Raw genomic sequence first — 12,535 nt, 5'->3', positions numbered from 1 at the left:
CATACTGAACATTACAGCCTCCGGTTATTCCAAGCTCGTCAATTATGTTAAGTGCTGATGTTCTAAGCATCTGATGCTCTTTATCAGAAAGTGTCTGAGAAGGCGCAACTACAATGCTATCACCTGTATGCACTCCTACTGGGTCAAGGTTTTCCATATTGCAGACTGTAATACAGTTTCCTCTGCTATCCCTCATTACCTCATATTCTATTTCTTTCCATCCTGCAATAGAACGCTCTATTAAACACTGTCCCACTCTTGAAAGCCTAAGTCCATTTTCACAAATCAAGCGAAGTGAAGTCTCGTCCTCTGCTATACCACCACCTGAACCACCAAGTGTGTAAGCAGGTCTAACTACTATAGGATAGCCTATTTCCTTTGCGAACTCTACAGCAGTTTCTACATCTTCTACTATTGTAGATGCAGCTACAGGCTCCTTAAGTTTCTCCATTGTATTCTTGAACTCAAGTCTATCCTCAGCTTTCTTTATAGTTAAAGCAGTAGTTCCAATCAGTCTTACATTATTTTCTTTAAGGAAACCGCTTTCTTCAAGTTCCATAGCAAGGTTAAGTCCTGCCTGTCCTCCCAATGTAGGAAGTATGCTATCAGGCTTTTCTTCCATAATTATCTTCTTAACTACAGCTACATTAAGTGGCTCTATATATACTTTATCTGCTATATCCTTATCTGTCATAATTGTAGCAGGGTTTGAGTTTACAAGTACAACCTCTATACCTTCTTCTTTAAGGGAACGGCAAGCCTGTGTACCTGCATAATCAAATTCAGCTGCCTGCCCTATAACTATCGGTCCTGAACCTAAAACCATTACCTTTTTTATATCAGTTATTTTTGGCATCATTAACCTCCCTTAAAAACTCATCAAACAAATATCCTGTATCAAGCGGTCCCGAACAAGCCTCCGGATGGAACTGTACAGTAAATATTCTCTTTCCTGTATATCTTATTCCTTCAACTGTACCGTCATTTACATTGATAAAACTTGTAGTCGCAACCTCACTAGGCATACTCTTATCTACAACCACATAGCCATGATTCTGAGTAGATATATATACTCTACCGGTAGAAAGATCCTTAACAGGATGATTTGCTCCCCTGTGACCATACTTCATCTTCTCTGTACTTGCACCTTTTGCAAGCGCCATTAGCTGATGTCCAAGGCAAATACCAAAAATCGGAATATCTCCATCAAACAGCTTTTTAAGTTCTTCAATAATATCTGTACATTCAGCCGGATCTCCGGGACCATTGCTTAACATAATACCATCAGGATTGTCCTTAAATATTTCTTCTGCCTTGGTATTCTGTGGATAAACTGTAACCTCACACCCTCTCCTAAGCAGAGAATCTACTATATTTTTCTTAGCCCCAAAATCCATAAGAGCTATCCTATATCTTGTTTCGCCTATAAATTCATTTTTAAACTGAAATTCAGGCTTAAAAACCTTGTCCGGTCTTCTGGCAAATGAAGGCTCAAAGACTTCTTTCTGTTTACATGAAACCTTTGCAACTACACCTTCTACCCTATAACGCTTAATTTTATTTAAAATATTAGCACTTCCAATTTTTGCTTCATCAGTAGTTATCATACCGTTCATAGTACCACTTTCACGAAGAATCCTTGTAAGTGCCCTTGTATCAATGCCACAAATACCTGTAATTCCCTGATCAACCAAAAATCTTGACAGAGAATCATCATTTCTGAAATTAGATGCCTTACCAGCTATTTCACGAACTATAAAACCATCAGGATGAGCCTTCTTTGACTCCATGTCCTGATAATTAATTCCATAATTACCAATTAAAGGATAGGTCATTGTAACTGCCTGCCCTGCATAACTTGGATCAGTAAGTGTCTCAAGATAGCCCGTCATAGAAGTATTGAAAACTATTTCGCTGATAACTTCTGTTCTAGCTCCAAAAGATTCGCCCGTAAAAACCGTTCCATCCTCAAGAATCAAATATGCTTTCATTAATTTCCTCCAAAACCTGTTAAACAAACTACTACAGGGCATTTATGGCAAAAGAAAAAGGAAGAACAAAAGTTTTAATTTCGCTCTCCCTTCCTCCTTTCTATCTATGCCCAAATTGTTAGAATTGTAGCACATATATCTAATATATTCAAGTAGAAATAGAAAAAAATATTTAATAACTGTTATAAATAATTCTTATATCAAAAATCAAATTATTTATCTTTGTATGTCTTAATATTATTTGATTTAATAACTACTTTATTTATACTCTGCTCCTTGGCATGAATCGCCACATCTTTCCCTGCCTTACAAAACAGCTTATTCTTCTCAATTAAAGCCTTTCCGAATTTAACACCTGAATGAGAATAAACCATAACCGCCTGTCTACCACCATAAATAGTATTACCACTTATCTTAAAGACAGCCTTTTTTAAAGCCTTATCATTTGAAAATGTAGCTATATGAAGTCCAACTGTATAGGCATCAGATATTCCTTTTCTAAGACTCTTAATCTTATTATTCTTGACAGTTGCCGACTTTGTATTAAAAAGCACAACTCCTTCACCCTTAAGCCCTGTAATTTTGTTGTCTGTAATAGTGATATTTTCATGAATAGTGTTTATAGCCTCTTCATACTTTGTATGATTAGCCACAACACCTCTATTTCCTTCAATCTTATTGTTTTTAATTGTAATATTTCTACAACCTGCATTATTCCATAATGTTTCTGCTAAATCCGTCTTAAAAGGAATGCTGCTTAAATAAGGTGCAGTTCTAGAAAATGCAATATCAATCTGAATAGCTTCTTCTGTTAAAGACTCCGATTCTCCAAGCCCTGCAATATCACAGCCATCTATAACCACATTCTTACAAGCTACTAGTTCTATGCTATGCCCTGATAGGTTAGCCGCTTTTATCGTCATATTGGTAAGTTTAATATCACTTGCATGAGTAAACTTAAAAGATGAGCCATAATAACCCTCATATTCCGATTTCCAAATACCACCATTTATACTTATATTTTTTGCAGCATTATAATCTACTGTTTCAGGTATGTTAAAGGCAATAGGTTTTTCACAAATTATAGTTGCTCCATCTGCTTCTATGCTCATATTACTGCTTAAAATAATCGAATTATAAAGCCTATAAGTCGCACCTTTTACTAAAGTAACACTTCCTGTTTCATTTAATTCCTGCTGTATATTATAAGAATCTGTATCTCCGTTTGCTTCTACAATCCCTGCCTGTACATTTTCAACCTTATAAAAACTCAGTATAGCAGCAAGTACAAGCCCACACCATACCGCTCTTTTACAAGTTACAATATTTTTATTTTTCATTTTATTACTCCATTATCTCCTCTACAAGTTTAATAACCTTATCAGAGGCAAAGCCATCTTCATAGGTATTAAATTTCTTGTAAAATTTTTGTTTTTTCTCAAAATACTTATTATTTTTTTCATCCTCAGATGTTAGAATATCCCGAATAAGTTCATCCGTATTTTTAGATATAGGACCCGGAGCTTCATTTATAAAATCAAAATAAAATCCCCTCAACTCCTTTTCATATTTGTCCAAATCATAAGCATAAAAATACATCTGTCTCTTTAACAGTGCATAGTCAAACATTACTGATGAATAGTCCGTCACCATTTCATCAGCCACTAAGTAAAGCTCGCTTATATCCGCCTCAGCACCAAAAGGGTAGACAAACCCCTCAAATCCCGACCAGTCTATCTTATTTCCAATTAAATAATGATATTTTACAATGACAACATAATCTTTATTAAGCCTCTCTCTTAAAAGAGCAAAATCAAGTTTTGGCTTAAACTCATAATTGCCACCTGCATCGTACTCATTATCACGCCAGGTTGGGGCATAGAGCAGAATTTTTTTTTCTAATGGTAATCCGAATTTTTGCTTAATTTTTAAAATATCATCATAATTATTTTTCTTGAATAATACATCATTCCTTGGATAGCCAATCCTCAGAAATGTTTTACTAAATGCAAAACAGCTTTTAAATATCTCTTCTGAGAAATCATTTTGTACTACCAAATAATCCCAAATAGATGTATTTTCCCTAAAACTCCTCTTGTACTCTACTAAATCCTTATTGTCCTGCATATTTACAGATGTTAAATCAAGAGCGAGTTTCTTCAACGGAGTACCATGCCAAATTTGAATATAATGCTGGTCTTTTCTCTTTCTGATAAATTCTGCCTGTCTTGCATCAAATATCCATATTTTAGCCCTAAGCATAGTCCATAAATAGCTGATACTTCCATATTTTATAATCTTCGCCTTGCCGGAAAGAGGTTCTTTAGGAATTTTCCCTTTTTTAAAAAACCACACAATCTTATACTCATTATCAAGCCCAAGCTCTACCATGCGTTCATAAATTGCCTTAGGACTTCCGGTATAATTTGCACCTGTACTACTGTCAAAAACTATCAGTCTTTCATCAGTGGCAATCTCTGATAGTTGAATATGGTATATTCCTACAACCAGCTTCTTAATTAATTTTCTTACTATCTTCTTTATTTGTTCCATTCCATTATCGTCTTACCGCCCGGTTTTTGTATATCAAGTTCGAATGCCCTGTTCATATCTGATATATCTTTAACCGGCACAATATTATTTATTATATTACTAAGGTAATTAACCATCCAAGGATTTTCATTAAGCATATTTACTGTCATATTAAAATCTGTTAGACCACTTCTACTACTTCCAAAGAACCGTAGTCCCTTTTCAAGCACCATTCTGGTATTAATAGGTACAGGGTATTCAGATACTCCAAGTAGCGAAATACTTCCCTCAGGATTAATAAAGTCAATAATCTGCTCTATTGCCTGACCACTGGCTGCATTACCCACACATTCAAAAGCATGGTCAAAACTAATTCCCTTAAGTTCTCCTGCCACATTATAAGTATGGTCGGCAAAAGAAAAACTTGCGAGTTTATCCTCACTTACTCCAAAAATTGAAAGTTTAGACTCAGGCAGTATAGATTTTAAGAATATTCCTGTAATAAAACCTAAGTTTCCATCACCAAAAATAGCAATATTATCTCTTCTTCCATGTGCTATGCTCTTAAATCTGAGAATTGCATGAACACTGACACTCATAAGTTCTATAAAGGCTGCAACATGATTATCTATACCATCAGGTAACTTAACTACTCTGTCAGCATCAAGTGCTATTAAGTCCTGCATAAATCCGTCAAATCCACTCGCCCGAAACTTTGAAGTCCTAAGATAATTTTCTGCTATGAACTCATCTTTTTCTATCGGAGTATTAGGTATCATAACAACTCTGTCGCCTACCTTAACATGGTCAGAGCAAGATCTCACAACTACTCCTATTCCTTCATGTATAAGAGCCATTGGCAGTTTTTTTGCAAGTATAGCTGCCGGTCGAAGTCCTTGATAATATCTTTGATCTGCGTGACATATAGAGAGAAACTGAGGTCTAACTATAACCTGATTATCCTTAAACAAATCAATATCAGAAAATGCTACCTCAAATCTTCTAGGTGCAACCAGCCTATATACCGTATTTAGCATATTTTACTCCCTATCTGTATTAATCAATGTTTCAGCTACGGTAAGATCATAAGGATAGGTTATTTTAATATTAAATACCTCTCCCCTTACTAAATGTACAGCCTCACCCTTTAAAAGATAAATCTTAGCTGCATCTGTAAGTATAGCCTTCTCTTCATCAGTTAAAGATAAATATAACTCCTTAAGTTTCTTAGCCTTAAAACTCTGTGGAGTCTGCCCCTGATAAACTTTTGACCTATCAGGTATACTGCTAATTTTCTTCCCATCCAAACTTTCTACTATTGTATCTGTTGCAGGAATAACAGTATCACAAGCCCCTACATTAACTGCAGCATCAATATTATCCATTATTATTCTATGAGTAACAAACGGTCTTACTGCATCATGCGTAACTATGATAGTATCATCATCAAGGGTAAAATTGTCTTCAATATACTTGATAGAATTCATAATGGTTGAATTTCTGTCAGCTCCCCCTGCCAATACTTCAACCTTTTCAATCCCCTTAAGATATTTATTAATAATGTCCCTTGTATAGCTTATCCAACTTTCAGGTACAAGCACAATAACCTTTTCAAAGCTTTCATTTACAACAAATTTTTCAATCGTATGTAAAATAATAGGTTTCCCACCAACATTAAGATACTGCTTTGGTTTTTCGGCATTTCCCATTCTACTTCCTATACCACCTGCACAAATAACTGCAAATACCATATTAAACCTCCTATTTATCTAATAAACTAAGTATTAAATTCGCCACTCTTTGTCCTGCTTTACCATCTAATTCATCAAAGAACTTATGTTTGAATGCATATATCTTTTCACTCTCAAAGTCTTGATTTTCAATCGACTCTATGAGTGCATCCATGTTAAACACTATCTTTCCCGGTACAAAGGAATCGTATTCATAATAAAAGCCTCTTGTTGAAATATAATTCTGCAAGTCAAAAGAATAGAAAAGCATTGGAATATCAAGAAGACTCGCCTCAAATACAACTGATGAATAATCCGTAATCAGAACATCTGTAACAAACAGCAGATCATTAAGCTCTTCATTTTCAGACATATCAATTATCTTGCCTTCATATTCATATGGAATCTCCACTCTATTATTCACAAACGGATGATGCTTTATAATAATAACATATTCTCCGTTAAAATGCTCATATAACTTTACAAAATCAAAACGATTTTCCGGATAAAATCCTGATTTTTTACCATTTCCCCTAAATGTAGGTGCAAATAAAATGATTTTCTTTTCTTTTAATGCAGGATATTTACCATAAAATTCATCTCTAGCCTTATTCTTGTACTCTTCACTAAAGAACATATCTGTTCTAGGTACTCCTGTTGGGATAACTTTCTCCATAGAAAGGCCAAATCCCTCAGCATAATATTTACAAATCTCAGAAGAACTAACTGTACAAAAATCATAATTTCTATGTGCAGTACTCTTTTGTTTCTGTCCTCCGGGTCTTCCAAGCCTGCTAAATCCAAAGGTTTTAAATGCTCCACAGGCATGCCATACCTGTATAAGAAAGTTATCCTCTCTTCTTGGAACTTTGTAAATAAGTTCTATATAATCATCTACTAACAAAACCTTCGCAGTCGCCATATAGTAACCATACTTAAAACAGGTGAGATAACCTTCATTAACATCAAAAACAGTACGAATATCTAAAGCCTTATTATCAATTAACTTATCATAAATATATTCATAATTTCCACTTACATTGTCTCTTCTGTTTGAAATAAAGACTATCCTATTTTTCTTCACCTTACATAGCTTGAATAAATTGAATCCCAACTTTGCCAAATTTAATTTCAAATATCCAAAACTTAGGTTCTTCCTTACTATACCACTAATACGCCATTTTATATGAAATAATATTCTCATTATACCTGTTTTATTATTTCTAGGGGCTGATTTCACACAATATATAAAATTTAATATAGCTTCCACCATAAAAATAGGAAATAAGAAAATTGATGTCACAATCAATACAATATTCCATAAGAAACTAAGGCTAAACCGAAATATTCTAAATATAATATTTTTTATCCCAATTTCTTGGTCTGTAACTAAAGGCTTAACCTTTATGCTTTCATGCTTTTTACCAAACTCGACATCATAAAACTCTGATCCATAAACCAGCAAATCACTAGATTCATTCATTATCGGTTTAATAAATACATCATCTCCATAAACTATTTCTAAACTCATTGTAATAGGTTCAGCACCATAGTCTTTAAAGAAAACCTGATTTAAATTATAAGAATAACCGGCAAAAAAATCAAAAGTTTTTAAATCCTCACTAGGATAATATGCCTGAATCGGCATCGGTATTCTACGATTTTCTTTTCCATTGTCAAAAATAACGGTTACCATAGGCTTTCTTACTCTTGAATCATAGTTTCCTCTAACTCTTATACCTATTTTAAGACTTGAATTATCAATATATAATTCAAATACCTTAACACTTATGTCCACAAATATTCTCCTCTTTTCTTAATACTTCTAAATAAAGTCCTATATGCAAGCCTAATATATTACAGACTTACAATCACTTCCTTCATCCCCCTTAAAGCCTTCCCCCTATGACTTATCTTATTCTTTTCGTCACTTGAAAGCTCTGCAGAAGTCTTACCGTACTTAGGTAAATAAAAAATCGGATCATAACCAAAGCCGTTTTCACCCTTTATTTCATAGCCAATCTGTCCTTCCATTACCCCCTTTTTTACAAATTCCCTTCCATCAGGCAAGACTAAAGAAATAACACAAACAAATCTCGCTGTTCTCTCAGTTACTTTAGCCTCTTTCAGCCTATTAATAATATAATTATTCTTATATTCATAATCTGTATCATATCCCAAATACCTCGCAGAATATATACCCGGCTCACCATTTAAGTAATCTACTTCAAGTCCTGAATCATCTGCTAAAGCCGGCAAACCTGTAAGCTTTGATATAGCCCTTGCTTTAATAAGTGAATTTTCTTCAAATGTAGTACCATTTTCTTCTACATCTGTAGAAATATTCATTTCCTTCATCGAAACTACTTCTACCGAAAAATCTGCAAGTATCTCTTTAATTTCCTTTATTTTTCCTTCATTTCCTGTTGCAAAAACAATTTTATCTATCATCTCTCATTTTCCTTAAATGCCTGCAAGACTGCTGTATATACAGCCTCTGCACATTTTTTCATTTTTTCATCATTCTTAATTATGGCCAAATCTTCTTTGTTAGTGAGAAATCCAATTTCTACAAGAGCTGAAGGCATATTTGTATGTCCTAAAACATAGAGTTCACTACCTTTTACAGCTCCTCTCTTTCTAGTATTTATCACTCTGCAAATATTATCCAAAACCAGAGTTGCAAATCTTTCTGAGCTCACCTTAGTATCTTTAATTTTTTCATTATAATGAATTTCAGTCCCTCTAACCTTATTAAAATCAATTGGAGTTCCTAACACTGTATAATTATTATTATGTATACTTAAGAAAAAATCTGCTTCTAACGCATTTGCCAAATCTGCTCTCGGCCTTCTATATAAATACACATCATTAAGTCTTGTGTAATATACTTTAATATCATCCTGTCTGTCAAAACAGTCTTTTAGTTTAAGTCCAAAATCAAGAACTGTATCTTTTTCTAAGACCTTGCTATCTCCACTGAAGGTTCCTACATCTCTTCCTCCATGCCCTATGTCTACAACAAATATTTTCTTATATACATCTTTAGGTCTTCGAAGTGAAATATAATAATTTATATCATCTTCAAAAAGTTCAGGTACATATAACCGGTCAAATGTGATGGCGAACCTAATAACAGGCTGTACCCCATCTAACTTAATAAGCCTGAGGCTAACAATAGGATCATCATTCTTTTTCTGTTTCTTTTTACCGGTTTCTATTGATTCATACGCTTCCATATCACCTTCACTGGCATCACTTTTGCCGGCAATAAACGCTTCAAGATAAGGTGGTAACACTAAATCTTCGGGTTCTCCGACAATTTTCTTGTCTTTAGCATATCTTGTGATAGAAGAAATATCATAAAAACTATCATTTTTATTAGTAATATCTATATATATTGTTCTATAAACATATTCATCAGTCAAAGTTGCAAGTCCGTTCTCACTATCCTGTTTCGGTATTACAATATAATTATCAGACATTTTGTTTCTGTCAAAGACAAAACCTGATTGAACCTTTTCAGGAATTTCAACAGCTAAAGGAATAGGATCACTTACTGCATCTACAATAGTTTCCTGATGAACTTCTACCGATTTAGCCCAAAGTATATTCCGTTCAACCTTATTCTCTGAACAAAAAGAAGAAACTAATAGGGCAACTGTCATAAAAGAAATACTTACTCCTGTAATCTTCTTAAGTTCTGCTCTTTTCTCCTTAGAGTTCATTATTAAACTCCCCCACTATAGTTTGGTTTCTGTTTTGGAGGCCTTGCTCCTTGATATGTATAAAAATAAGTTTTCATCATTCCATTATATATTTTCCTGTTTTTATCAGGTTTTCTGCCAAGATACTTAGGTGCATCTTCAAAGCCTGTAATTATATAATATGACCACTCCTCAAGCCTTCCAAATGCCTCGCCCATCTCCTTATAAAGCTGTGGCATTGCAGCTTTTTCTTCAAGTCTCTCTCCATAAGGAGGATTAGTTATAATAAACCCATATTTTTTAGCACTGCTTATATCCCTCATGTCCCTCTGTTGAAAATGAATATTTCCCTCGAGTCCTGCAAGAGTAAGATTGCCTCTGGCAGCATCAAGGGCATATGGGTCTAAATCATAGCCCTGTATAGACAATTTAGCTCCTCTGTCTACCATATCTTCAGCCTCTTTCTTAGCCTCAGTAAACAGTCGCTTTGGCATAATATTATCCCAAGTCATAGCCTGAAAATCCCTTCTCATACCGGGTGCAATATTAAGCCCAATCATTGCAGCTTCTATAGGAATAGTGCCACTTCCACAAAACGGATCAATTAAAATCCTGTCTTTTTTCCAAGGGGTAAGGCTGATAAGGGCAGCAGCCAAAGTTTCTGTAATTGGGGCTTTAACAGTAAGTTTCCTATAGCCTCTTTTGTGAAGTGACTCTCCGGAAGTATCCAGTGCAACAGTGACCTCATCTTTTAAAATAGTAATTCTTATAGGATATTCACTTCCATCCTCAGGAAATCTAAGCACATTATATTTGACTGAAAGCCTATCAACTATTGCTTTTTTTACAATTCTCTGAATATCTGAAGGCGAAAAAAGCTTACTTTTTATTGATGAGGCCTTTTTCACCCAAAATCTTCCATCCTTAGGAATAAATCTTTCCCAAGGCAAAGCCTTAGTTTTTTCAAAAAGTTCGTCAAAGGTAACAGCTTTAAAACTTCCGACCTTTAACATAACCCTTTCAGTTGTCCGTAAAAACACGTTACATCTTGCAATTGCAGTTTCATCTCCTTTAAAAGACACACGTCCATCTGCAACCTCAGTTATTTCATAACCAAGATCCATAACCTCTCTTTTTAAAACTGACTCAAGTCCAAAATGACAAGGTGTAAACAATTCATATTCGTTTATCAAGTAAACCTCCAGATTTAATTATTAATTTTAGGTTTTCCTGCCAGGGTCACATCAACATCCCTTTTTATATATTTGCCATTCTCATATCTGTAAAAAGTAACCTTAACTTTTTCACCCTTACGCTTACTTAGAATTATAGAGTTAATTGCATCAGATTTCAAGGTCTCATTCCCATTTAATGCTATAATTATATCACCTTTTAATATTCCTGCATTTTTAGCTCCCCCATTATCAGCAACTTCCGATACATAAAGTCCATAAGGCAAATTAAAGGCCTCATGAGAAGAATCATCTACTTCTCGATAAAATATACCTAAATAGCCCCTCTGCCTGTCCGTAAGCTGTTTAGACGATTTAAGTTCTTTAATTAAAGGCTTAACAACTGATATTGGTATTGCATAACCCATTCCCTCAACTGCTCTGCCGGAAAATTTAGCAGAATTTATGCCAACTATCTCACCATCCAAATTCAAAAGTGCTCCACCTGAATTTCCTTGATTTATTGCTGCATCAGTCTGAATAAGTTTCATTGTAATATCATTTACAGTCACTATCCTATCTTTTGCACTCACATATCCTACGGTTAGTGACTGACCATATCCCAGTGCATTTCCTATTGCCATTACCATTTGGCCAACCTTTATACTACCTGAATCTCCCATTTTGACAACTTTTATCTTATCAATAACATCTTTATTAAGTTCCGAAAGTTTTACTTCTATAAGTGCAAGGTCTGTATATGCAGCTCTTCCCCTTACATCTCCTAATGCATTACTGCCATCCACAAAGGATACCATCAGCTTTTTTGCACCATCTATAACATGATTGTTGGTAATTATAAAAAGGCTCTTATCATCCTTATCAATTATTACTCCTGAACCCATATCCTTTGATTTCCTTATTTGTCTGCCAAACCATCCATCTACACTCTTTTCTGATTCTATGGTAATTGCCACAAGTGAAGGCATAGTTTCCGATACAACATCAGACAAGTCTGCAACTCTTTCATTTGCAAGTTTAGAATCCGTAGCTGTAGACGGAAGTTTTACAACCTCTTTTTTTTCATATAAATCCTCTTTTGAACCGGTTTCGCCTTTTAAATCTCCGATTGCAGTAGTTTTACCCACAGTTGTAACTGTTGTATTCTTCATGTTTATAAAGGCTGTAATGTTAAATCCAATCATTCCTGCTATCACCATAAAGAAAATTATTATAAGTATCAATAAGGCCTTGGCTGTACCACTCCCGTACTTTTCTTCCATGTCAATTTCTTCCATGTCAATTTTCCTTTCTTAATAAAATATATTAAGCAATTTTACCATATTTTTGTGAACTCTTTGTGTCTTTAATTGTGGAAAAATCTTTTTAATTGTATTATAATG

General features: G+C 34.4%; 11 protein-coding genes. All 11 read right to left on the bottom strand.

The window, feature by feature from the left end; all coding sequences use genetic code 11:
* Nucleotides 1-856 (bottom strand): ATP-binding protein (locus ACTTG8_RS08640; protein WP_442561718.1); only part of this gene is annotated, 856 nt, incomplete at its 3' end.
* On the bottom strand, nucleotides 840-1,991 hold the full coding sequence (locus ACTTG8_RS08635) for a carbamoyl phosphate synthase small subunit (RefSeq protein WP_442561717.1): 1,152 nt from the start codon (nucleotides 1,989-1,991) through the stop codon (nucleotides 840-842). The genes ACTTG8_RS08635 and ACTTG8_RS08640, both read right to left, overlap by 17 nt.
* 212 nt (nucleotides 1,992-2,203) lie before the next feature.
* Nucleotides 2,204-3,331, bottom strand: coding sequence for a right-handed parallel beta-helix repeat-containing protein (locus ACTTG8_RS08630; RefSeq protein WP_442561716.1), 1,128 nt, complete (start codon nucleotides 3,329-3,331; stop codon nucleotides 2,204-2,206).
* Between the two features lie 4 nt (nucleotides 3,332-3,335).
* On the bottom strand, nucleotides 3,336-4,544 hold the full coding sequence (locus ACTTG8_RS08625; RefSeq protein WP_442561715.1) for a CDP-glycerol glycerophosphotransferase family protein: 1,209 nt from the start codon (nucleotides 4,542-4,544) through the stop codon (nucleotides 3,336-3,338).
* The gene (locus ACTTG8_RS08620; protein ID WP_442561714.1) at nucleotides 4,532-5,560 is read right to left on the bottom strand and encodes an alcohol dehydrogenase catalytic domain-containing protein; all 1,029 of its coding nucleotides are present in this window, start codon (nucleotides 5,558-5,560) and stop codon (nucleotides 4,532-4,534) included. The genes ACTTG8_RS08625 and ACTTG8_RS08620 overlap by 13 nt, the downstream gene beginning before the upstream one ends.
* A gap of 3 nt (nucleotides 5,561-5,563) precedes the next feature.
* Nucleotides 5,564-6,274: an IspD/TarI family cytidylyltransferase gene (locus ACTTG8_RS08615; protein WP_442561713.1), complete on the bottom strand. Its 711-nt coding sequence runs from the start codon at nucleotides 6,272-6,274 to the stop codon at nucleotides 5,564-5,566.
* A gap of 10 nt (nucleotides 6,275-6,284) precedes the next feature.
* Nucleotides 6,285-8,051, bottom strand: a complete 1,767-nt coding sequence (locus ACTTG8_RS08610; protein ID WP_442561712.1) for a CDP-glycerol glycerophosphotransferase family protein — start codon at nucleotides 8,049-8,051, stop codon at nucleotides 6,285-6,287.
* A gap of 59 nt (nucleotides 8,052-8,110) precedes the next feature.
* On the bottom strand, nucleotides 8,111-8,704 hold the full coding sequence (locus tag ACTTG8_RS08605; protein ID WP_442561711.1) for an XTP/dITP diphosphatase: 594 nt from the start codon (nucleotides 8,702-8,704) through the stop codon (nucleotides 8,111-8,113).
* Nucleotides 8,701-9,981, bottom strand: coding sequence for an N-acetylmuramoyl-L-alanine amidase family protein (locus ACTTG8_RS08600; RefSeq protein ID WP_442561710.1), 1,281 nt, complete (start codon nucleotides 9,979-9,981; stop codon nucleotides 8,701-8,703). The genes ACTTG8_RS08605 and ACTTG8_RS08600 overlap by 4 nt, the downstream gene beginning before the upstream one ends.
* A gap of 2 nt (nucleotides 9,982-9,983) precedes the next feature.
* On the bottom strand, nucleotides 9,984-11,150 hold the full coding sequence (locus tag ACTTG8_RS08595) for a THUMP domain-containing class I SAM-dependent RNA methyltransferase (protein WP_442561719.1): 1,167 nt from the start codon (nucleotides 11,148-11,150) through the stop codon (nucleotides 9,984-9,986).
* A gap of 17 nt (nucleotides 11,151-11,167) precedes the next feature.
* Entirely contained in the window at nucleotides 11,168-12,430 is a 1,263-nt protein-coding gene (locus ACTTG8_RS08590) for a S1C family serine protease (RefSeq protein WP_442561709.1), read from the bottom strand.
* Nucleotides 12,431-12,535: the final 105 nt, after the last annotated feature.

The organism is Catonella sp., from assembly GCF_052173895.1.
Taxonomy (GTDB): domain Bacteria; phylum Bacillota; class Clostridia; order Lachnospirales; family Lachnospiraceae; genus Catonella.
The sequence above is the reverse complement of the archived record's forward strand: the minus strand, read 5'-3'. Positions and strand labels throughout refer to the sequence as shown.

Bases quoted from the DNA above. Each gene is read 5' to 3' on its own strand.
- ACTTG8_RS08635 (WP_442561717.1), bottom strand. From the start codon at position 1,991: ATGAAAGCATATTTGATTCTTGAGGATGGAACGGTTTTTACGGGCGAA.
- ACTTG8_RS08630 (WP_442561716.1), bottom strand. From the start codon at position 3,331: ATGAAAAATAAAAATATTGTAACTTGTAAAAGAGCGGTATGGTGTGGG.
- ACTTG8_RS08625 (WP_442561715.1), bottom strand. From the start codon at position 4,544: ATGGAACAAATAAAGAAGATAGTAAGAAAATTAATTAAGAAGCTGGTT.
- ACTTG8_RS08620 (WP_442561714.1), bottom strand. From the start codon at position 5,560: ATGCTAAATACGGTATATAGGCTGGTTGCACCTAGAAGATTTGAGGTA.
- ACTTG8_RS08615 (WP_442561713.1), bottom strand. From the start codon at position 6,274: ATGGTATTTGCAGTTATTTGTGCAGGTGGTATAGGAAGTAGAATGGGA.
- ACTTG8_RS08605 (WP_442561711.1), bottom strand. From the start codon at position 8,704: ATGATAGATAAAATTGTTTTTGCAACAGGAAATGAAGGAAAAATAAAG.
- ACTTG8_RS08600 (WP_442561710.1), bottom strand. From the start codon at position 9,981: ATGAACTCTAAGGAGAAAAGAGCAGAACTTAAGAAGATTACAGGAGTA.
- ACTTG8_RS08590 (WP_442561709.1), bottom strand. From the start codon at position 12,430: ATGGAAGAAATTGACATGGAAGAAAAGTACGGGAGTGGTACAGCCAAG.